Annotated in this window: 21 protein-coding genes; 1 reads left to right on the top strand and 20 read right to left on the bottom strand. The window is 64.4% G+C overall.

Annotated features, from left to right (window positions below; genetic code table 11):
* Positions 1-41: 41 nt before the first annotated feature.
* The 19 genes from ABE493_RS13925 to ABE493_RS14015 form a co-directional block, all read right to left on the bottom strand.
* Positions 42-1598 (bottom strand): AAA family ATPase, encoded by a 1557-nt coding sequence (locus ABE493_RS13925; RefSeq protein WP_346499509.1) that lies wholly within the window; start codon positions 1596-1598, stop codon positions 42-44.
* Positions 1599-1600: 2 nt separating this feature from the next.
* Positions 1601-2146 (bottom strand): hypothetical protein, encoded by a 546-nt coding sequence (locus ABE493_RS13930; RefSeq protein ID WP_346499510.1) that lies wholly within the window; start codon positions 2144-2146, stop codon positions 1601-1603.
* Between the two features lie 8 nt (positions 2147-2154).
* Positions 2155-2349 carry a hypothetical protein gene (locus ABE493_RS13935; protein WP_346499511.1) on the bottom strand — a complete coding sequence of 65 codons (195 nt, stop codon included), beginning with the start codon at positions 2347-2349 and terminating at the stop codon, positions 2155-2157.
* A gap of 10 nt (positions 2350-2359) precedes the next feature.
* Positions 2360-4048 (bottom strand): hypothetical protein, encoded by a 1689-nt coding sequence (locus ABE493_RS13940; RefSeq protein WP_346499512.1) that lies wholly within the window; start codon positions 4046-4048, stop codon positions 2360-2362.
* A gap of 23 nt (positions 4049-4071) precedes the next feature.
* Entirely contained in the window at positions 4072-4557 is a 486-nt protein-coding gene (locus ABE493_RS13945) for a hypothetical protein (protein ID WP_346499513.1), read from the bottom strand.
* Between the two features lie 111 nt (positions 4558-4668).
* The gene (locus tag ABE493_RS13950; RefSeq protein ID WP_346499514.1) at positions 4669-7836 is read right to left on the bottom strand and encodes an efflux RND transporter permease subunit; all 3168 of its coding nucleotides are present in this window, start codon (positions 7834-7836) and stop codon (positions 4669-4671) included.
* Positions 7837-7865: 29 nt separating this feature from the next.
* The gene (locus ABE493_RS13955; protein WP_346499515.1) at positions 7866-8870 is read right to left on the bottom strand and encodes an efflux RND transporter periplasmic adaptor subunit; all 1005 of its coding nucleotides are present in this window, start codon (positions 8868-8870) and stop codon (positions 7866-7868) included.
* On the bottom strand, positions 8867-10147 hold the full coding sequence (locus ABE493_RS13960; protein WP_346499516.1) for a TolC family protein: 1281 nt from the start codon (positions 10145-10147) through the stop codon (positions 8867-8869). The genes ABE493_RS13955 and ABE493_RS13960 overlap by 4 nt, the downstream gene beginning before the upstream one ends.
* A 54-nt stretch (positions 10148-10201) precedes the next feature.
* Complete coding sequence (locus ABE493_RS13965) at positions 10202-10585, bottom strand: hypothetical protein (protein WP_346499517.1); 384 nt, start codon at positions 10583-10585, stop codon at positions 10202-10204.
* Positions 10586-10800: 215 nt separating this feature from the next.
* Positions 10801-12585: a DUF885 domain-containing protein gene (locus ABE493_RS13970; protein WP_346499518.1), complete on the bottom strand. Its 1785-nt coding sequence runs from the start codon at positions 12583-12585 to the stop codon at positions 10801-10803.
* A 110-nt stretch (positions 12586-12695) separates the two neighbouring features.
* Positions 12696-13031 (bottom strand): lipid-A-disaccharide synthase N-terminal domain-containing protein, encoded by a 336-nt coding sequence (locus ABE493_RS13975; RefSeq protein ID WP_346499519.1) that lies wholly within the window; start codon positions 13029-13031, stop codon positions 12696-12698.
* 2 nt (positions 13032-13033) lie between these two features.
* Positions 13034-13756 (bottom strand): glycosyltransferase family 2 protein, encoded by a 723-nt coding sequence (locus ABE493_RS13980; protein ID WP_346499520.1) that lies wholly within the window; start codon positions 13754-13756, stop codon positions 13034-13036.
* Between the two features lie 71 nt (positions 13757-13827).
* A complete protein-coding gene (locus ABE493_RS13985; RefSeq protein ID WP_346499521.1) occupies positions 13828-14793 on the bottom strand; it encodes an SDR family NAD(P)-dependent oxidoreductase in 966 nt (321 codons plus the stop codon).
* Complete coding sequence (locus ABE493_RS13990) at positions 14790-15137, bottom strand: hypothetical protein (RefSeq protein ID WP_346499522.1); 348 nt, start codon at positions 15135-15137, stop codon at positions 14790-14792. Before ABE493_RS13990 ends, ABE493_RS13985 begins: the two co-directional genes overlap by 4 nt.
* Positions 15138-15177: 40 nt before the next feature.
* Positions 15178-15486 (bottom strand): helix-hairpin-helix domain-containing protein, encoded by a 309-nt coding sequence (locus ABE493_RS13995; RefSeq protein ID WP_346499523.1) that lies wholly within the window; start codon positions 15484-15486, stop codon positions 15178-15180.
* A gap of 34 nt (positions 15487-15520) precedes the next feature.
* Positions 15521-16435, bottom strand: a complete 915-nt coding sequence (locus ABE493_RS14000) for a ParB/RepB/Spo0J family partition protein (protein WP_346499524.1) — start codon at positions 16433-16435, stop codon at positions 15521-15523.
* Positions 16435-17232 carry a ParA family protein gene (locus tag ABE493_RS14005; protein WP_057630766.1) on the bottom strand — a complete coding sequence of 266 codons (798 nt, stop codon included), beginning with the start codon at positions 17230-17232 and terminating at the stop codon, positions 16435-16437. The genes ABE493_RS14000 and ABE493_RS14005 overlap by 1 nt, the downstream gene beginning before the upstream one ends.
* 229 nt (positions 17233-17461) lie before the next feature.
* On the bottom strand, positions 17462-18103 hold the full coding sequence (gene rsmG / locus ABE493_RS14010) for a 16S rRNA (guanine(527)-N(7))-methyltransferase RsmG (RefSeq protein WP_346499525.1): 642 nt from the start codon (positions 18101-18103) through the stop codon (positions 17462-17464).
* A gap of 339 nt (positions 18104-18442) precedes the next feature.
* Entirely contained in the window at positions 18443-19033 is a 591-nt protein-coding gene (locus ABE493_RS14015; protein WP_346499526.1) for a 4'-phosphopantetheinyl transferase family protein, read from the bottom strand.
* A gap of 99 nt (positions 19034-19132) precedes the next feature.
* Between ABE493_RS14015 and ABE493_RS14020 the strand changes: the two genes are divergently transcribed.
* On the top strand, positions 19133-19387 hold the full coding sequence (locus ABE493_RS14020; RefSeq protein ID WP_346499527.1) for a GlsB/YeaQ/YmgE family stress response membrane protein: 255 nt from the start codon (positions 19133-19135) through the stop codon (positions 19385-19387).
* Between the two features lie 56 nt (positions 19388-19443).
* Here ABE493_RS14020 and xth read toward each other — a convergent pair whose 3' ends face one another.
* Positions 19444-20217: an exodeoxyribonuclease III gene (gene xth / locus ABE493_RS14025; RefSeq protein WP_346499528.1), complete on the bottom strand. Its 774-nt coding sequence runs from the start codon at positions 20215-20217 to the stop codon at positions 19444-19446.
* Positions 20218-20234: the final 17 nt, after the last annotated feature.

A 20234-nucleotide genomic window follows, 5' to 3' on the forward strand; every position in this document is an offset into this window, starting at 1 on the left:
CACTCCCGAAATGGTTGCCGGCATGCGACGCCTATCTGTAATTAGGCCAGTACCGCCCGACGCGGGCGGGTTGCGGGGGTGATACCCGAGCCAATCGGCTCACCCGATGCCGGCACCGCACGCTCCCTGCCCCACGCGCGGATACCTTCGATCTGCTCCGGTGCAGTTCGGGAAAGCGGCACCACGTTCTGGAAGCTGCGGCGGAATAATTCGTCATTAACCACACCGTCGCCGCGCAGATAGGCTTCCTTGACCACTTCGCGTACCGCTGACTCCAGATCAGAGCCTGCAAATCCATCGGACATCTCCACCAATTCGTCCAGCAAGGCTTCCTCCAGGACTCCTTCCTGCAAGCCCCTGCGTGCATAGATGCCAATGATGTCGCGGCGCTCCTCGGCAGTGGGCAGATCCACGAAGAACAACTCGTCGAAGCGTCCTCGGCGCAACAGCTCAGGCGGCAACCGCGATACGTCATTCGCCGTCGCCACCACGAACACACGGGTACGTGCTTCCTGCAACCAGTAGAGGAATTGCCCTACCAGGCGGGTGGACGTGCCGCCATCGCCATTGCCGCCCGCGCCTGCCAAACCCTTCTCAATCTCATCGATCCACAGCACGCAAGGCGCGACGTGATCAGCAGTGGCGAGCGCCTCCTTCAGCCGGCCTTCGCTCTGCCCCAGGTACTGCCCATGGATGGTCGACAGATCCAAGCGGTACAAAGGCAGCTGCCAGTCATGCGCAATGGCCTTGGCCGACAGGGATTTGCCGCAGCCCGGCACCCCAACCAACAGCACGCCGCGTGGCGGCCGAATACCACGTTCACGCAGATCCGCCGTCAGCAACGGCCTCTCGCGCTGCAACCAGGCCTTGAGCCCGCCCAGACCACCAACGGTCATCTCCGCACTACGCACCGAGACCCGCTCAATGCCACTGATGTCGGCGAAAATCCGGTCTTTGGCCGACATCAGCTCAACCATATCAGCCTTGCTGATGCGCCCGTTCACCAGCAACGTGGCAATGATGTTCTCCGCCTCCAGCCGCGACACACCGGCAAGTATCGCCGCTGCACGGGCCACGTCCTGGTCATCCCACTCAATGACGAACTGCCCCCGATAGGGGTCGATCTGCTCCCGGATGATCGCCGCCATCTCGTCTTCATTCGGTGCCGACAACTGCGCAGACATGCCCAGCCGCTGCAACTGCCCGAATATCGGCTTGCTGGTAACAACCACCAGGGAACCACCATGGTCGGCGGCCAGCATCACCACATCGATCAACTGCCTTGAAGAGGCAGTGTCATCCTCCATGTCCGACACTTCGGTCAAAACGAAGCTCAGGTTCTGCCGCTGAGCCATCTGCTGGCTTGCGAAATCCACCGCGCCGATGACCGAGCGGTCCTCATTGACCACCCGCCCGGTCGCCAGCTCGCGGGTGCCCTGCGAAAGCGTATGCACGTAGAACGGAGCACTCAGGTTGCCGGCCACCTCGCGCAGGATATCCAGCACGCGCGCCCGCTCGGTGCTGCGGATCGAGATGAAGGGAACCCGCGCCTTCAGGTAGCGGGTCAATGTTGCTTTGAACTCAACTGCGTCTGTCATTTTCAAACCAGGAAAGAGCGCCGTCGCGACGGCGTTGGCAAAGGTGTCGCATCACTCGCAGATGCGCCGGTGGCCGCCGGCGCAACCATGGTGCTCGAATGGAAATGCCGCAGGTCATGGTGACGCAGCGTTCTGAGCAATGCCTCGGCATTCTGCCTGCGGGCGCTGTCCTCCAGTGACTGCTGCATCCGCTGGGCAACCTTTTCGAGCAGCTCCAACAGATGCTTGCGCAGTACGTCCGGCAACGCTGGCACGCATGCCAGCCTATGAAGCAACCCAAGGTGACGACGCGCATCCAGAAGCGCACGCACCACCTCGACCTCATCCCGGCTGTAGCTGAAGCTGCGATCCAGCCGCACAGACAACGCCTGCACCCTCAAATCGAGCACGGCATGAATGCGCTCACTGAACAACGTGGCGACGCCTGGCGTCCAGTCAAGCTGGCCTTGCGCCATCGACAGCAATACGGCGTCATCGTCATTGCCTTGCGCAAACCGCTCCAAGGCAATGCTCCAGTCGGCATAGGTGCGCGGAGACAAAACCGACATCACACCACTCAGCGCCGGCGACGGACAAAGCCGTTGGCGGGCAGCAGGTCCCAGCCAGGCAATGCACCCGCAAGCGCGTCCATAACCGGCGCGGCAGTTTGCACTGCGGCGACAGGGGCAGGCTCTGACTTCGGCAGGGACGAGGCCGCCCCCTCCAGTGGCAGCGGCGGTGGCAAGGTGCCATCAAGCAATTGACGTGTCATTTGGTCTTCCTCAGGCAGTAGCCAGTACGCGGCGGGTGTTGTCGTGTCCGCTCAAGGCGAACTGCTCCGGACTGATGGACTCAAGCAGGGCGGGCAAGGACTCGGCCTGGGCGTCGCGTTTGGCCAGTTCACGCCGGACCTCAACCACTTCGGCCAGGCAGGCTTTCAATACCTGCAGCGCGTGTTCGCGTGTCTGCTGGAACTGCGCTTTGACCCGTGCGCGCACGTTGTCCAGGTTCTTATAGGCAAAGCCCACCCACAACAACAAGCCAGCACCCATGGCCATTGGCACCAGTGCACCAAACCCCGCAAGCAACAACAGGGCCGCCAAGCCGACACCCAACCAATGCAGCACCCCCAGCTTCACCTTGGCCAATGCGGCCTGCAGCTGCTGATCGATATGCGCACCGAGCGCGGCCTCCAACTCCTGCTGGTTGCCGCCGTCACGTGTCACGCCTGTCCAGTCCAACACCTTGAGGGCGATGTCCACCGGTACCTGGGCGCGGATCTGCGCGGTCAAGTCCTGATGAGCATCCAGAATCCACTCGCGCGATTGTGCCGTGGCGAAGCGCTGCGTCGCGCGCGAGGCATGGCTGGTCTCCGGATGCATTGCTGCATTGGTCAAGAGCTGGGTGAAACTGACCTGCTCCTCCAGCGTCTTTTCCTGAAGATCAAAGCGCTTCTGCGCCATGACCCGGTCACCACTCTCGGAAATGATGAGACGGCACATCTCCTCTTCCCGGCGAAGCGGAAGTTCGTCATCGTCAAAATGCGAAACCAGCTTTTCCAGCAGCCTGTCCACGTCGCCAACAAGACTGTTGGTGGCCTTTGCAGGCCCGGAGAACACCGCTTCGAAATGCTCAGTGACCACTGCATGGGTGGCGCAGCCATTGAGCGAAGCCTGCAGCGCAGGCCAGGTCACGCTGTGTTCCTTCAGCGTTGCAAAGCGTTCGCCATCATCTGCATTGGGCGTCTTGAAGCGCAGCGCATCTATCCATTGGGCACGTTGCTCCTCGACAAAGCCCGCCCGCTGGGAAAGCTCATCCACCCACTCCGCGGTGCGTTTGATGCAGGCCTGTGCTGTCTCCAGCCCGAAGACGCCCCCGGCAATGGCGTCTATCAAGACCACCGTCTGGCGGTCCAGAAGCACCGGATTCTGCTGCGCAAGATAGCGCTCCATCCATTGCTGGGCCGCACCAAGGCGCCCGGCACGACGGCATACCAGAGCAAACAGGAGACTGGTTTTTTCATCGTCACGGCGTACCGCCTCGGCCAAACCACGCTCGGCCAGCTCGCGGTTGTCATTGAGCCAAGCAGCCAAGGCCACCAGTGCCGGCGCCAGCCAATAACCCGGCGCCGCTAACATCAACTGCTCGGTTGCGGCGCGGATCGTATCCTGCCGCACCAACCTGATATCCGCCGCCTGCAGAATGCCGGTCGTCTGCCGCCTCACCTCACCATGATGGCCAAACCGCGACTCCAGTTCCTGGCGGATCTTGACATGGCGCGTCTCCGCCAGCCCAAGCTCCTTGGCCTTGGCATCGGCAGCCACGAAGGCATCAAATGCCCGCTGCAACTGCTCCAGTCTGTCGCGCGTGTCTTCGACATTCGACTGGACATAGCCCACCTGGTTGCTCAACGACTGGATGTCGCCATTGATTGCCCGCAGGTTGCTGCTGATGGCGGAAAGGTCCGCCATCTGAATGATCCTCTGCCCGCTCATTACGTTCCTTCGATGATTGCCGTTTTTCCGGATTCACTGACCGCCACCATGCGTGCTGCGTATACCTCGATGAACGCATAGGAACGGTGCAAGGCCAGCATCCGTGCTCTTTCAAGAGATAGCGGCAGCGTTTGACCAAGCTTGAAGTGATCGATGATGAAGCCGCCAAGCGCGAGGGTATGCACCTCGTAGGGATGGCCCAGATAGCAACGCGATACGATGCCAAGGAGCTGCTCGTCGGCAACCAGTGCCCCAAGCTCCTTGTCGATGACCGCCTTCAGGGCATCCAGCGCCTGGCGATCATGTACATGCCCGCCAGTGTCCAATCCGGCCACAGCCTTTACGTACTCAGCAGAACGCGGCTGCCGCAATGAATGCAACCTCACTTGCAGCGACTGCATTGTGCCGACCGAAGCGCGGCTGCGATCCAGCAACGGGGCGGTGGAAACAACGGCCTCCGTGCCGGTCAAAAAACGTCGAACCATTCCCCTGTTCCTACCCTTCGCATTCATTGCGACGGCAACGTTATCAGTTTGGAAGCGGCCCTCCAAGACATGCGCTGCGCATGTCAGGGAGAACCTTACAAACCCATCGTGTCACCTTCCGTTCCGGTGCAACCAGCGGTACAGCACCGGTAATACCAGCAAGGTCAGCAGGGTCGAGGACACGATGCCGCCGATCACCACAGTCGCCAGTGGTCGCTGCACTTCCGAGCCGGCGCCTACGTTGAAGGCCATCGGTACGAAGCCCAGCGATGCCACCAGTGCGGTCATCAGCACCGGCCGCAGGCGGCCGAGCGCACCTTCGTGCACGGCCACATCGAGGCTGCGGCCCTGTTCGCGCAGGTGGCGGATGAAGCTGATCATCACCAGGCCGTTGAGCACCGCCACGCCGGACAGCGCGATGAAACCGACGCCGGCCGAGATCGACAGCGGAATGCCACGCAGTGCCAGCGCCAGCACGCCACCGGTCAGCGCCAAAGGCACGCCGCTGAACACGATGCTCGCATCGCGGGCCGAGCCGAATGCCCAGAACAGCAGCGCGAAGATCAGCAGCAAGGTCACCGGCACCACCACCGCCAAACGCTGGCTGGCCGAGATCAGCTGCTCGAAGCTGCCGCCGTATTCCACCCAGTAACCGGCCGGCACTTTCACCTGTGCGTCGATGGCCTGCTGCAGCTCGCTGACGAAGCCGCCGAGGTCACGGTCACGCACGTTGGCGGTAATGACGATGCGGCGCTTGCCGTTGTCGCGGTTGATCTGGTTCGGGCCCTCGCTGCTTTCAATCCGCGCCAGCTCACGCAGCGGCACCGTGCGTGCATCGCCACTGCGCCAGCCACCGGCACGGCTGGATTCGTCCGCACTGTCCTGGGCCAATGCAGGCTCCAGTGATACCGGCAGATCGGCCAATGCCGCCGGGTCCTGCCGAATGGCTTCGGGCAGGCGCACGACAATGTCGAAACGTCGGTCACCTTCGAACAACTGCCCGGCCACACGTCCGCCCACCGCGGTGGAAACCGTGGATTGCAGCTGGCCAGGGTTGAGCCCGTAACCGGCCAAGGCCGCGCGATCCGGCGTTACCGTCAGCAAGGGCAGCCCACTGGTTTCCTCCAGGCGCACATCGGCCGCACCCGGCACTTTGCTGGCGACCGCGACGATGCGCTGGCCTACCTGCGCCAGCGTGTCCATGTCATCGCCAAACAGCATCACCGCCACGTCGGCACGTACGCCGGAGATCAACTCGTTCATGCGCATCTGGATCGGCTGGGTGAACTCGTAGTTGTTGCCAGGCAGCTCCTCAACTGCGGCTTCCAACTCGGCCAGCAGCTGGGCACGCGGCTTGCGCGGGTCCGGCCACTGCTTGCGTGACTTCATCATGATGAAGGTGTCTGCCACCGACGGCGGCATTGGATCGGAGGCGACTTCCGGCGTGCCGATCTTGGAGAACACCTTGTCCACTTCCGGCAGCTGCTGCAGGCGCGCTTCCACCTGCTTCTGCATGTTCACCGACTGCGTGAGGCTGGTGCCGGGAATGCGCATGGCATGCATGGCGACATCACCTTCGTCGAGGTTGGGCACGAACTCGCTGCCCAGCCGCGTTGCCAACAAGCCGCAACCGATCACCAGTACCAAGGCACCGGCAACCACCCAACGCCCGCGCCGCATCACCCAGCTCAACAACGGCTCGTAGCGTGCGCGCAGCCACGCCATCAACCGGTTTTCCTTTTCCTCCACGCGTCCGCCGAGGAACATCGCAATCGCCGCCGGCACGAACGTCAACGACAGCAGCATCGCGCCGCTCAGCGCCAACACCACGGTGATCGCCATCGGGTGGAACATTTTTCCTTCCACGCCGGTCAGCGCGAAGATCGGCAGGTACACCGCGGTGATGATGCCCAGGCCGAACAGGCTGGGGCGGATGACTTCGGCGGTGGCGCTGGCGGTTTCAGCAAAGCGCTCCTCGCGGGTCATGGCGCGGCCCAGCGCATGCGTGCGTTCGCCAAAGCGGCGCAGGCAGTTCTCGATGATGATCACCGCACCGTCGACAATCAGGCCGAAGTCCAGCGCACCCAGACTCATCAGGTTGGCCGACACACCGCCGCGTGCCATGCCGGTGAGGGTGAACAACATCGCCAGCGGAATCACCGCGGCGGTGATCAGCGCTGCGCGGAAATTGCCCAGCAACAGGAACAGCACCACGATCACCAGCAGCGCGCCTTCCAACAGGTTCTTGGCGACGGTTTCGATGGTGCGATCCACCAGCGCGGTGCGGCCATAGCTGGCGGTGACGGTGACACCTTCGGGCAGGCTGCGCTGCGCCTGTTCCAGCTTGGCGGCGGCCGCCTGCGCCACCTCGCGGCTGTTTGCCCCGACCAGCATCACCACCGTGCCCATCACCACTTCATGGCCATTCTGGGTAGCGGCGCCGCTGCGCAGCTCCGGCCCTTCGCCCACCTCGGCCACGTCGTGCACATGGATGGGCACGCCTTCGCGCCGCGCCAGCACGATGTTGCCGATTTCCTCCAGCCCGGCCACCTGCCCCGGCACCCGCACCAGGAACTGCTGGCCGTTACGCTCGATGTAGCCGGCACCGATGTTCTGGTTGTTGCCTTCCACCGCTTCAGCCACATCATCCAGAGTGAAACCGAGCGCACGCAGCTTGGCCGGGTCCGGGGTGATATGGATCTGCCGCTGGTAACCGCCAATCGTGTTGACCTCGGTGACGCCCGGCACATTGCGCAGCTGCGGCCGCACCACCCAGTCCTGCAAGGTTCGTAGATCGGTGGCGGTATAGGGCGAACCGTCGGGCTTACGCGCCTTGGGATCGGCGTCGATGGTGTACATGAAGATCTCGCCCAGGCCCGTGGCAATCGGCCCAAGCTGCGGGTCCAGGCCATCGGGCAACTGCGACTTCACCTGCTGCAGGCGCTCGGCCACCTGCTGGCGGGCGAAGTACAGGTCGGTGCCGTCCTTGAACACCACCGTCACCTGCGACAGGCCGTAGCGCGACAGCGAGCGCACCTGCTCAAGCTTGGGCAGGCCCGCCATCACCGTTTCAACCGGGTAGGTGATGCGCTGCTCGCTCTCCAAGGGCGAATAGCCATCGGCTGCGGTATTGATCTGCACCTGGACATTGGTGATGTCCGGCGTGGCATCGATGGACAGGCGGGTGAAACTCCAGCTGCCGATCGCAATCAGCGCCAGGGTAAGCACCATCATCATCCAGCGATGGGCAATGGCACTGCGGATGATGCGCTCAAGCATGTTGGCGCCCTCCGCGTTGGCTGCGGCAATCAATGTTCATGCGCGGCACCCGCCTTGCCGAGATCGGCCTTGATCACATAGCTCTGCTCGACCACTACCTGCTCGCCCACACGCAGGCCATCCTTGATCTCCACCTTGCCCGCATCACGCGCGCCCAGCGTTACCGGCCGCGCGGTATAGGTATCGCCGTCACGCACGAACACGACATCGCGGCCTTCCATGGTCTGCAAGGCCGACAAGGGCACAACCACCGCTGCCGGCTGCATCGCCACCACGATGCGCGCCTTCACCGCAGCACCGGGCCGCCACAGGCCATCGTCATTGCGCACGCTGGCGCGCGCCACCGTGCTTTGGCTCGCCGTGGCGGTGCCGGGCAATACGCGCTCCAGCATGGTGGCCTGGCTGACGCCATCGGTCATGCGGGTGACGGTCACCGGCACGCCGGCGGTGATGTGCTGGGTGTCGTTGCCGAAGATATGCAGGTCCACCCACAGTTCGGACAGGTCGCCGATTTCAAACAGCGGCGTGCCCTCGCCCGCCACCGCGCCCACCTGCGCCTGCCGCGACAACACCACGCCACTGATCGGTGCGCTGACGCTGTAGGTGGTCAGGCTGAGGTTGCTGTCGATGCTGGCCAGGGTCTGGCCGGCGCTGACGCGATCACCCACGTTTGCACGCAGCGAACGGATCGGCCCGGGGAAACGCGCCATCACCTGCGCCACGCGCCCATCCACCGGCGTCAGCAGGCCCTGCACTTCGTGCTCATCGGCAACGGTGCCGGCCTGCGCGGCCGCGCTGCGGATGCCGGATTGTTCGGCCATCGCCGCCTTGATGGTGGTGCTGTCGGCCTCGGCTTCTTCGCCTTCTTCGTGGGCGTGACCGTCTGCATCACCGCCCTTTTCTTCACCATGCTCATGGCCAGCGTCTTCTGCGGCACCGGCACCGGCTTCAGCCACCGGCTTTGCACCGCAACCGACCAGCAACAAACTCATTGCCAGCACGCCGGCAGCTACAACATTCATCGGACGGCTCATCGTGCGTTCTCCACGGCAACGTTTGCATCGGTGGCCAGCATTCCCTGGCCGGTAAGACGCTGGATTTCTATCAGCGCGGCGTGTGCGGTGATGGCGGCATCCAGCTGGCGCTGGCGCGCTTCGATACGCATGGCCTGCAGCTGCGCCCATTCCATATAGCTGGCGGCGCCGGCACGCCATGCACGTTCGGCAGCGCGTTCGGCCTTCTGCAGCTGCGGCAATACATCGGCCTGCATGCGCTGCACTTCCAGGCGCGCGGTGACATAGCGGCCGTGCGCCTCGGCCAGGGTGGCGTAGAGCTGCTGCTGCCGCGCCTGGCGTTGATACGGCAACAGCGCGAGGTCAGCCTCGGCCTCGCGGATTTCCGGCGCGGCACGGCGGGCGCTGCCCAACGGAATGCTGAAGCCGCCAACCAGCGAGGTGGTGTTGTCGGCGCGGCTGTTGCGCACGCCGGCCTGCCAGTTCCAATCCGGGCGGCTGCGCGTGCGCACCAATTGCAGCTGGGCTTCGCGGATGCGCTGCTCGCCGAGCAGTTCGGCCAGTTCGGGTGCGCGCTGCAGATCATCATCGAGCAGAGCGAAATCGCGCAATGCAGGCAGCTGCAGCGCATCGCCGCTCACCGTTTTGAAGTCAGACGCACGTGCGCCCCACAAGGCGGCCAGCGACAGCCGCGCTGCACTGGCTTCTTCAATTGCACGATCGCGGTCCAGTTCGGCCTGGGCCAGCATCGCCTGCGCGGTGAACAGCACCGACTCCGGCGAAGCACCGGCCTGCAGGCGCAGACGCGCGGCATCGACGGCACGGCGGCGTTGTTCGATATCGGTGTTGGCGATCTGCAACGCCGATTGCGCATGCGCAACGGCGAGGTAACGGCGAGCGGTTTCGGCCAGCAGATCGAGTCTGGCGGTGGCGCGTTGCGGCGCCAGCGCATCGATGTTGGCCTGGGCCAACATGCGGCGGGCGTCGAGCTTGTCGCCCCGTTCCAGCACGCCGGACAGACTGACCGTGGCTTCAGCGCCCTGCACACCGCGGGTATCACCGCTGCCGAGCAGGTTCTCGAGCTCGACACCCAGTTGCATGGGCGGGCGCAGCAGTGCTGCTTCACGACGGGCTTCAAGTACGGGACGCTGCGCGTCGATCAGGCGCAGGTCGGGGTGATCAAGTGCAACGCGGACGATGGCATCGTCCAGCGTCAACGGCACAGCAGACGCTGGCACCTGCGCATACGCGCGCGGCACCAGCGCAAAGGCGGCAACAGCCGCCAGGCGCATCCACATGGGTTTCTCCAGATAGCAGGTTCAGACGTGAGGGCCGGCCATGGGGCCGGGACGTCAAACGGCTATCGGGGGGCGGAACAGACTTTCGGTCGGGTGCGAGACCGCTTGCGTGCCCAGGCTGACCAGCGCCTGCTGCGCGGGTGGCGATGACAGGCTCCAGGCGGGAGTGACGGTCGGGAGTACGCCGCCGTGACCGTGGCAGTCCACGCAATGCACCAGCGCGTGCAGCAGCGCGTTGGCGCTGTCTTCGGCATCCGGGGCCATCGCCAGCTTGGCGTCATCGTGTTCGTGCACATCGGCGCCGATGTCGGTGTGCGCCAGCATGTGGATGTCGGTCAGTGCTGCAGCCAGCGAGGTACCGAACACGCCAAGGCCGACCAACACCAGCATAAGCAGGCGTAGCAGGTACAGGCGGCGGTGGCGCAGGGATTGCAGCATCGGGCCAGGTTAGCCGGTGCTGGTTGGGTTACACAATCGCAGAGCGGTTGCGATGGTTCAGGCGGGGGCTGTTGCCCCTCCCCTTTGGCGCAGCCAAGGGGGAGGTTGGGAGGGGGTGGCTTTGCTTGTGGCTTTCGCGTGTGGCTTTGGGTCACTGCGAAGAGCACCCCTCCCCAGCCCTCCCCTTGGCTATGCCAAAGGGAGGGAGCAGAGCCTTACTTCGCCGCTTTGCGCTCGGCGATATAGGCGTGGATCTGCTGCTCCAGCACCGGCAGTGGCACCGAGCCCTGCGCGAGCACGGCGTCGTGGAAACCCTTGATATCGAACTTGTCGCCCAGTTCCTTCTCGGCCTGTGCACGCAGCTTGACGATGGTGATCTCGCCCAGCTTGTAGCTCAGTGCCTGGCCCGGCCAGGAAATGTAGCGGTCAACTTCGGTGGTCACTTCATGCTCGCTCAACGCGGTGTGGTCGCGCAGGTAGGCAATTGCGCGGTCGCGGTCCCAGCCGTAGTGGTGCACGCCGGTGTCGATAACCAGGCGGCAGGCGCGCCACATCTCGTAGGTCAGGCGGCCGAAGTCTTCATACGGCGTCTGGTAGATGCCCATGTCGACGCCGAGCTTCTCGGTATACAGGCCCCAACCTTCGCCATAGGCCGAGATATACGCGGTGCGGCGGAACTCGGGCTGGCCGGTCTGCTCGGCCGCAAGTGCGCCCTGCAGCGCATGGCCCGGGTCGGACTCATGCAGGGTCAGTGCAGGCAGGTTGTACAGCGGGCGCGCCGGCAGGTTGTAGGTATTGAGCCAGTAAGTGCCCATGCCGCCACGGCCAGCGGTCCAGAACGGGGCGATGTCCGGCGGCACCGGCACGATGGTGAAGCGGGCGCGCGGCAGGGTCATGAACTTGCCGATCACGCCGTCCACGCGCTTGGAGATCCACGCCGCGCGCCACAGCAGTTCGTCAGGCGTCTTGGCGTAGAACTGCGGGTCGGTACGCAGGAATTCGAGGAAGTCGGCAAAGCGGGTCTGCTCGCTTTTGCCCTTGAAACCCACCTTGTCGATGATGGTGTTCATTTCCTGCTGGATGCGATTCACCTCGGCCAGTCCCTGCGCATGGATCTGCTGCGGGCTCAGGTCCAGCGTGGTGTATTCGCGGATCTGCTGACGGTAGAACTCCTTGCCGCCGGGCATTTTCTCGGCCGCCAGGGTGGTGCGCGACTGCGGCACGTATTCCTGCCGGTAGAAGGTCAGCAGCTTGCCGAAGGCCGGCACCACGCTGCCGCTGATGGCCTGCTTGGCCTCGGCCTGCAGCTTGGCCTGCTCGGCGGCCGGGATGCTGTTCGGCAGCTTCTTCAAGGGCTCATACAACGGCGACTCGGTCGGGTCCTTCAATTCGGCCACGGTCGAGATGGAAACATCGCGCCCTTCCAGCACCGCGCGCGGCACGCTGAAACCGCGCGCCAGGCCGGCGCGCATGTTGACCATCTGCTGGTCGAAATAACGCGGCACATCGTTCAAACGCGCGATGTAGCTGCGGTAGTCCTGCGCGGTCTTCATCTCGCGCCGGGCCATGAAGCTGAGGTTGGACCAGAACGAGGAATCCGAGTTGAACGGCATCTCGTAGCTGCCCAGCCGCACTTCTTCGGCCAGGCTTTCAACCTGGTATTTGTAGATGGCGTAGTTGACCTGGTTCTCGGCCGACAGCTTGGCCGGGTCGATGGCCTTGAGCTGGGCCAGTACCTCGTCCCATACCTTCAGCCGCGCCTGCTGTGCAGCGGCGCTCACATCCGGCAGTTTGGTGCTGTTGGCCGGGGCGTCGCTGTCCTCGCTGGCTTCGCCGCCGCCGGTCTGGCGCCAGGCCCATTCCTTCTCGTAGATCGCCTTGAACTGATCATCGAGGCCTTGCGTGGCCAATGTAGCCGGGGCCGACGGTGCGGCGGCAAGGGCGGGCGTGGCACTCAGGCCAAGGGTAAGCAACAGCGCAACGGTCAACGGCGATTTCACGATCAGTATTCCCCAGGTGATTCATTCACCCCGATCATCGCATTGAAGCCGCCGCCCGACCTAGACGGATTCGGGCGGCAAACCTGCCGGTTTCGGGCACAGCCGCCCGCTCAGTGGCTGGCCTTGTCGCGTTGCCAACCGCGGTGCTTGATGTCCAGGCGTAGGCTGTACAAGGCGGTGAATGCCGGAAACAGGTTCTGCACCACGCCCACCGCATCCTGCTTGGACGAGAACACGAAGTAGCTCAGCGTCATCAGGCTGCCGGCCACGCTCATATACCAGAACAGCCGCGGAATCACCGGCTTGCCGGCGCGGCGCGAGGCCATGAACTGCACCAGCCAGCGACCGCCGAACATCAACGCGCCGGTCAGCCCGATCAGTTTCCACGGCGACATGTGCACGCCGGTCCACTCCAGCCACACCAGTGGTTGGTTCATGAAATCCATGCTCAGACCTCTTCCACGGCGGTGCGCTTGGAACGGGTGATCAGCCAGGCCACGCCCCGCAGGTCACGGATGCCGACCAGGGCGCGGCCCAGGTTGTTGTACTTGGACACGCCGCTGGTGCGGTGGCGATGGTTGACCGGCACGCTCACCGTCTTCCAGCCGGCGCGCTGCATCAGCGCCGGCAGGTAACGGTGCATATGGTCGAAGTACGGCAGGTCGAGAAACGCGGCGCGCTCGAACAGCTTGATGCCGCAGCCGGTGTCCGGAGTGTCATCGCGCAGCATGCGCGCGCGGATGGCGTTGGCCCATTTGCTGGCCCAGCGCTTGCTGCCCGAATCCTGCCGATTGACGCGCCAGCCGGCAAACAGTTTGACCTGCGCTTCGGCGCTGCCACGTGCGGCCAGCAGTTTGGGGATATCGGCCGGGTCGTTCTGGCCGTCGCCGTCCAGGGTGGCAATCCACGGCGCGCGCGCGGCCTTGACGCCGGTACGTACCGCCGTGCTCTGCCCGCTCTGGTTGACGTGGTGCAGTACCCGCAGCTCCGGGTTGGCGGCTTTCAGTGCCTGCAGTACCTGCAGGCTGTCGTCCTTGGAATTGTCGTCGACGTAGACGATCTCGAAATCGATCTGGCCGCGCAGGGCGGCGGTGATTTCGTTGACCAGCGGGGTGACGTTGTCGCGTTCGTTGAAGACCGGAACAACCACTGAAAGGCTGGGTTGGTTCATTGCAGTTTCCGCAAGTTTTACGTTTCAAGAAAGATCACGCTCTTCCAGAACTCAACTTGGCGAAAGCCGAGTCAGGCGCGTAACCCGAAGTAACTGCGACACCACTCCACCACTGGCGGCAAGCCTAGCTCAATCGGTGTGACCGGCTCGTAGCCAAAGGCTGCCTGCGCGCGCGCGGTATCGGCCATGGTTTCCACCATGTCGCCCGGCTGCATCGGCTTGTAGACCTTGTGCGCAGGCTGCCCCGCGGCGGAGGCGATCACATCGATGAAATGTTCCAGCTCCACCGGGGTATGGTTGCCCAGGTTGAACACCTGATGGGGTGTGGCCTGGGCGGAGGGGTGCGACAGCGCCCCGAGAATACCGGCGACGGTGTCAGAAACATGTGTGAAATCGCGGCGCATATGGCCGTCGTTGAACACATCGATGCTGCGCCCGGCCAGCACCGCGCGCGAGAACAGCAGCGGCGCCATGTCCGGCCGGCCCCACGGGCCATACACGGTGAAGAAGCGCAGGCCGGTGGCCTTCAGGCCATACAACTGGGCATAGGTATAGGCCATCAACTCGTTGGCGGCCTTGGTGGCGGCGTACAGCGAGCGCGGCTGGTCCACGCGCTGGTCTTCGGAGAACGGCGGCGTGGCCGAGTTGCCATAGACCGAACTGCTGGAGGCATACACCAGGTGCTGCACACCGCGGTGCCGGCACAGCTCCAGCATGTTGACGAAGCCGACCAGGTTGCTTTCGACGTAAGCGTGCGGGTTTTCCAGCGAATAGCGCACGCCGGCCTGGGCGGCCAGGTGGATCACCTGGGTGGGCTGGATTTCGTCGAACAGCGCGGCCAGGCCGTCGCGGTCGGTGAGGTCCAGCGCGCGGATGTCCAGCTGCGGGCACAGCGCCGCCACCCGGTCGCGCTTGAGCTGCGGGTCGTAATAGTCGTTGTAGTTGTCCAGCCCAACCACGCGGTCGCCGCGTGCGGCCAGTGCCTGGCAGGTGTAGGCGCCAATGAAGCCGGCGGCGCCGGTGACGAGAATGCTCATGCAGAAATTCCAGACAGGTGTTCGCAGGCCGGAGTGTGCCGGCCGGGTTCAATGATATTGCCGAGGTCGTTGTCACTCGGCAGATCGACAAGGGCGTCGCTGCCCTGGCGCGGTTTCAGCGCCATTTCCTGCGGGTACCGTGGCACCACGGACAGGAACTCGATGCGGGGGTGCGGGGCGACGTTTTCGCGCAGCACATTCAATAGCGGGCCGGAATGGCGCTCGCCATGCGCGCTGATCGCATCGGCATCGGCGCGGCCACGCGCGAGCGCGGAGCCGCTGCCCTGCGCATGGCTGGGGAGGCGGCTGCCGTCCGCACTGATCTGCGCGTTTACTTTGCTCATTCGATGCTCCGGTTCGTGGCCACGACCCATCGCGCTTGCCTCACCACATGGTGAGTGGCGCTTCCTTGGCCAGGGTTTCCTTGCGTTCCTTGCTATAGGCCCACCATGGCTGCGGCGCTTCGCCGCCCATGAAACGCACCACCGAAAGGAACACATCGATCACGCACGGATCATGCACCACGCCGGTCTTCAGACACAGCTGGGCGTACATATCGTAGGCATCACGCCCGCGCAGATGCGCGGGGACTCGGATCCCGATAAGACGGAGATCCTTTTCACAGGCCGGCCCGACATTCGGCAGGTCGGTCAGACGCAATAGATGATTGCGGTCGACCTTGGTGGGGTTCATTGCCTTGCGTGCACCTCGTTGGGAAAGGACTGCGTCAGCTGTTCTGGCGGACGCGCAGACGCTCCAGCACGCCGTCCAGCGTGTCCAGATCGGTGTAATGAATGACCAGTTTGCCCTTGCCGCCGCGGCCGTGGCTGATGGCCACCTTGGCGCCCAGCGATTCGGACAGTTCGGTTTCCAGCGATGCGATATCGGCCTGCGGCGCGGTCGGCGACGGCTTGGCCTTGCGCGCGCCCGGCACCTTGCCGGCGGCGAACTGCTGCGCGCGGTGCTCCACTTCACGCACCGACCAACCCTGCTCGGCAGCCTCTTCGGCCAGCTTGGTGGCCAGTTCCGGCGCCAGCGTCAGCAGCGCGCGGGCATGGCCCATTTCCAGACGGCGGGTTTCCAGCAGCACGCGCACGCCGATCGGCAGATCGATCAGGCGCAGCAGGTTGGACACCGAGGCGCGCGAGCGGCCAACGGCCTGCGCCGCTTCGGCGTGGGTCAGCGAGAACTCGCTGACCAGCCGCGCCAGTGCTTCGGCTTCTTCCAGCGGGTTGAGGTCTTCACGCTGGATGTTCTCGATCAGCGCCATCGCGATGACGGTGCGGTCTTCCAGCTCGCGCACCACCGCCGGCACTTCGTCCAGCCCGGCCAGGCGCGAGGCGCGCCAACGGCGTTCACCGGCGATGATTTCGTAGCGGCCGCCTTCGATCTGGCGCACCAGGATGGGCTGGATGATGCCCTGTGCCTTGATCGACTCGGCCAGTTCGGCCAGCTTGCCTTCGTCCATGTCGCGACGCGGCTGGTACTTGCCCGGCTGCAGCTGATCGATGGGCAACTTGCGCAATACTTCGCCGGGTTGCGGTTCGGAAACGGCAGCGACGGTGACCGGGGTTACTGCGCCCTTGGGGCCCAGCAATGCATCAAGACCACGGCCAAGACCGCGCTTTTTCGCTGCACTCATCAGACAGCCTCCACGGCCCGGGAGGGCTGCTTGCTTTCATTGTTGCGGCGGATGATCTCGCCGGCCAGGCCCAGGTAGGCAACGCCGCCGCGCGAGGCGCGGTCGTAGCCGACGATGCTCTGGCCATGGCTGGGTGCCTCGGCCAGGCGCACGTTGCGCGGCACGATGGTGCGGAACACGCGGTCGCCAAAATATTCGGTCAGCTGCGCCGACACGGCATTGGCCAGGTTGTTGCGCACATCGAACATGGTGCGCAGCACGCCTTCGATTTCCAGCGCCGGGTTGAGGTTGATCTTCAGCGCATCGATGGTTTCGACCAGCGCGCTGAGGCCTTCCAATGCGTAGTACTCGCACTGCATCGGCACGATCACCGAATCGGCGGCGGCCAGCGCATTGAGCGTCAGCAGCGACAGCGCCGGTGGGCAGTCGATCAGGATGTAGTCGTATTGATCGCGGATCGGCGCCAGCGCGCGCTTGAGCCGCTGCTCACGCTCGCTCTGGTCCATCAGCTGGATCTCGGCGGCGGTCAGGTCGATGTTGCCTGGCAGCAGGTCGAAGCCTTCCGGCGTGGTGACGCGCACCTCGGCCGCAGTGATCTCGCCCAGCAGCAGGTCACAGGTGGACGCTGCCACTTCACGTTTGTCCACGCCACTGCCCATGGTCGCGTTGCCCTGCGAGTCCAGGTCGACCAGCAGCACACGTTTTGGTGCGGCGGCAAGGGAAGCAGCCAGATTGACAGCCGTCGTGGTCTTGCCGACGCCGCCTTTCTGGTTGGCGATGGCGATGATGCGAGCCATGCAGGAGAGCCTCGTTGGCGAAGTTGGACTGGTCATTATGGGGGTAGCGGCGCGCAGGCGGAAACCGGTTTCCGGGCAAGAGGCGGCTTTAGGCCGGGAAGTCGCCCTGATTTGCACCGCATTTGCGGTTGCCCCCTCCCTTTGGCGAAGCCACGGGGAGGGTTGGGGAGGGGTAGCTTTTGGCTTTGGCCGGTAAGGCCCCTGCCGAGCATGGCTCGGCACTACCGCTTTAGCCCTTGCGCTCCACTACCACCAGATGGCGGTCGCCTACCAAGCCTGGCACCTGCAGCGGGCGTACTTCCAGCACCTGCCAGCCCGCTGGCAGCTGGGCGATCTCTTCGTGCGGGTAGACGCCCTTCATCGCCAGCAGCTGGCCGCCGGGGCGCAGCAGGTGGCCGCCGACCTCGATGATGCCAGCCAGGGTGTCCATGGCGCGGGCGGTGAGGTTGTCATAGGCGCCCGACTCGTCCAGCGCCTCGGCACGGGATTCAGCCACGCGGGCGTTGCCCAGCCCGAGCTGGCGCACGGCCTCACGCATGAAGCGGGCCTTCTTGCCATTGCTTTCAACCAGAGTGACCTGCAGTTGCGGATGGGTGATGGCCAGCGGGATGCCCGGCAGCCCGGGGCCGGTGCCCAGATCGGCCAAGCTGCCAGTGCTGACATGCGGCGCCATTGCCAGCGAATCCAGCAGATGGCGGGTCACCATTTCGCGCGGGTCGCGCACGGCGGTGAGATTGTAGGTGCGGTTCCAGCGCACCAGCAGGGTCAGGTAGGCCAGCAGGGGCTTGGCCAAGGCAGCATCCAGGCCCATGGCTTTCAGGCCGTGGTCGAGGTCACTGGCGACTTCGCGCGGGAGAGTGGTGTCGTTCATGGCGGGGATTATCGCAGGAGTGGCGCTTTGGCTTTAGGCCCCCGTCCCTGCGCTGAAGGCCAGCTTTGCCCCCTCCCTTGTGCGCAAGCACAGGGGGTGAAGAAGGCCTGCTTGCGCGCCACTGGCGCGCGGCCTGATGAACGACCGAAGGCTGCGCCTTCGGGCCGGACGGGTTGGGGAGGGGTGCTTTGGACTTGAGCTTTGGATCTTTCGCGCAGGGTAAGAGCAACGGCAACAGCTACCCCTCCCCGGCCCTCCCCTATGCTGCGCGCAAGGGAGGGAGCAAAGCTACCCCTCCCCAACCCTCACCTTGGCTTCGCCAAAGGGAGGGGGCAGAAGCTACAGCGGGTACCACGCCAGCGCGGCGCGGAAATCTTCCGTCGCCTGCCACTCATATAAATGCCAGCGGGCCGCATCGCCCAAGCCTGGATCGCACCACACCAGCTGCAAAACGCCTTCAACATCAGGCGCAAAGCGCAGTTTCTCCAGCCCAAATGAGATGCCATGACCGTGTGCCTTGAGCAGCGCTTCCTTGGCGCACCACACGCGGAAAAACCAATGTTCGCAGCCGGCATCATCCAGGCCATCCAGCCAGGCGATCTCATCAGGGTGGAAGAAACGCCGGATCACCTCGCGCATCTGCCGGCGCGGGCGCTGCCGCTCCAGGTCCACGCCCAGCCGGGCGCCCTCGCCCAAGGCCACCAGCAGATGGCCGCCGCTATGGCTCCAGCCGGTGCCGTAATGCGCCAGTTCGCCGATCAGCCAGGGGCGGCTGCGCTCATCGCGGGTCAGCGGCAGCCCGTGCGGGGTGCTGCCCAGCTCGCGGGCCAGCAGTTCGCGTGCCTGCGGCTCCCCGCGGGTGCCCGGCAGGTGCGGCAGCAACCATACCCGCACCTGACCAAACTGCCAGACGGCCTGCGCGTCACTCATGCGCAACCGGCCATGACGAGGGTCAACAAGGATTTCACACGGCTCCGCGTTGACTGTACCCACCGCACCCTAGGTGCATATCGGCAGGGAGGTTCGCACATGGGCATCATCATCTGGTTGATTGTTGGTGGCGTCGTGGGTTGGCTGGCCAGCATCATCATGCGCCGCGATGCGCAGCAGGGCATCATCCTGAACATCGTGGTGGGCATCATCGGGGCCTTGATTGCCGGCTTTTTCTTCAGCGGCGGCAGCATCAATGGCGCAATCACGCTGCGCTCGTTCCTGTTGTCACTGGTTGGCGCGGTGGTACTGCTGGCCATCGTCAATCTGTTCACACGCAAAAGCGTGCGTTAGACGTTCTGGCGCCGATTCGACCAGGGCCCGGCTGGCAACAGCCGGGCCTTGTTTTTTCAGTCCTGCGCCAACTGTACCCAGGCCGGGGCGTGATCGCTGGGGCGTTCCCAGGTGCGCGGCTCGCGGTCGATGCCGGAGGCGACAGCGCGCGGCTTGAGCGCATCGGACACCAGGGTCAGGTCGATGCGCAGACCCAGGTCACGACGGAAACCGGCCGCGCGGTAATCCCACCAGCTGAAGATGCCGGCAGCATCGTTGTGCAGGCGGAAGGCGTCGTGCAGGCCCAGATCCAGCAACTTCTGCAGCGCGCCACGCTCGGCGGTGGAGGTCAGGATGTGGTCACCGTTCCACACCGCCGGGTCGTAGACATCGCGGTCATCCGGGGCGATGTTGAAATCGCCCATCACCACGAGCTGCGGGTGCTTCTGCAGCTCGGCGGCCACCCAGGCATGCACCGCTTCCAGCCAGCGCAGCTTGTAGGCGTACTTGTCGGTGCCCACGTCCTGGCCGTTGACCACATACAGATTGATGATGCGCACGCCATTGACGGTGCCGGCGATCACCCGCTTCTGCTCGTCCTCGAAACCGGGGATGCCGATCTGCACGTCTTCAATCGGATGGCGCGACAGCAGCGCGACACCGTTATAGGTCTTCTGCCCGGCGAACACGTTGCGGTAGCCCAGCTCCAGCAGCCGCGTGTCGGGGAACTTGTGGTCCTCCAACTTGGTTTCCTGGATGCCGACCACGTCGGGGGCAAAGTCGGCCAGCCACTGTTCCAGATGCGGCAGGCGGACGTTGAGCGAATTGACGTTCCACGATGCGATTTTCATGAACTTAATAAACCCAT

Source organism: Stenotrophomonas terrae (assembly GCF_039674165.1).
GTDB classification, from domain to species: Bacteria; Pseudomonadota; Gammaproteobacteria; order Xanthomonadales; family Xanthomonadaceae; genus Stenotrophomonas; species Stenotrophomonas terrae_A.

What these genes read in the sequence shown, in the direction of transcription:
- ABE493_RS14015 (WP_346499526.1), bottom strand. Translation starts at nt 19,033, where the DNA reads ATGAGTGACGCGCAGGCCGTCTGGCAGTTTGGTCAGGTGCGGGTATGG.
- ABE493_RS14005 (WP_057630766.1), bottom strand. Translation starts at nt 17,232, where the DNA reads ATGGCTCGCATCATCGCCATCGCCAACCAGAAAGGCGGCGTCGGCAAG.
- ABE493_RS13985 (WP_346499521.1), bottom strand. Translation starts at nt 14,793, where the DNA reads ATGAGCATTCTCGTCACCGGCGCCGCCGGCTTCATTGGCGCCTACACC.
- ABE493_RS13975 (WP_346499519.1), bottom strand. Translation starts at nt 13,031, where the DNA reads ATGGATTTCATGAACCAACCACTGGTGTGGCTGGAGTGGACCGGCGTG.
- rsmG (WP_346499525.1), bottom strand. Translation starts at nt 18,103, where the DNA reads ATGAACGACACCACTCTCCCGCGCGAAGTCGCCAGTGACCTCGACCAC.
- ABE493_RS13990 (WP_346499522.1), bottom strand. Translation starts at nt 15,137, where the DNA reads ATGAGCAAAGTAAACGCGCAGATCAGTGCGGACGGCAGCCGCCTCCCC.
- ABE493_RS13925 (WP_346499509.1), bottom strand. Translation starts at nt 1,598, where the DNA reads ATGACAGACGCAGTTGAGTTCAAAGCAACATTGACCCGCTACCTGAAG.
- ABE493_RS13960 (WP_346499516.1), bottom strand. Translation starts at nt 10,147, where the DNA reads ATGTGGATGCGCCTGGCGGCTGTTGCCGCCTTTGCGCTGGTGCCGCGC.
- ABE493_RS13945 (WP_346499513.1), bottom strand. Translation starts at nt 4,557, where the DNA reads ATGGTTCGACGTTTTTTGACCGGCACGGAGGCCGTTGTTTCCACCGCC.
- ABE493_RS13930 (WP_346499510.1), bottom strand. Translation starts at nt 2,146, where the DNA reads ATGTCGGTTTTGTCTCCGCGCACCTATGCCGACTGGAGCATTGCCTTG.
- ABE493_RS13940 (WP_346499512.1), bottom strand. Translation starts at nt 4,048, where the DNA reads ATGGCGGACCTTTCCGCCATCAGCAGCAACCTGCGGGCAATCAATGGC.
- ABE493_RS13965 (WP_346499517.1), bottom strand. Translation starts at nt 10,585, where the DNA reads ATGCTGCAATCCCTGCGCCACCGCCGCCTGTACCTGCTACGCCTGCTT.
- ABE493_RS13935 (WP_346499511.1), bottom strand. Translation starts at nt 2,349, where the DNA reads ATGACACGTCAATTGCTTGATGGCACCTTGCCACCGCCGCTGCCACTG.
- xth (WP_346499528.1), bottom strand. Translation starts at nt 20,217, where the DNA reads ATGAAAATCGCATCGTGGAACGTCAATTCGCTCAACGTCCGCCTGCCG.
- ABE493_RS13950 (WP_346499514.1), bottom strand. Translation starts at nt 7,836, where the DNA reads ATGCTTGAGCGCATCATCCGCAGTGCCATTGCCCATCGCTGGATGATG.
- ABE493_RS13955 (WP_346499515.1), bottom strand. Translation starts at nt 8,870, where the DNA reads ATGAGCCGTCCGATGAATGTTGTAGCTGCCGGCGTGCTGGCAATGAGT.
- ABE493_RS14000 (WP_346499524.1), bottom strand. Translation starts at nt 16,435, where the DNA reads ATGAGTGCAGCGAAAAAGCGCGGTCTTGGCCGTGGTCTTGATGCATTG.
- ABE493_RS13995 (WP_346499523.1), bottom strand. Translation starts at nt 15,486, where the DNA reads ATGAACCCCACCAAGGTCGACCGCAATCATCTATTGCGTCTGACCGAC.
- ABE493_RS14020 (WP_346499527.1), top strand. Translation starts at nt 19,133, where the DNA reads ATGGGCATCATCATCTGGTTGATTGTTGGTGGCGTCGTGGGTTGGCTG.
- ABE493_RS13980 (WP_346499520.1), bottom strand. Translation starts at nt 13,756, where the DNA reads ATGAACCAACCCAGCCTTTCAGTGGTTGTTCCGGTCTTCAACGAACGC.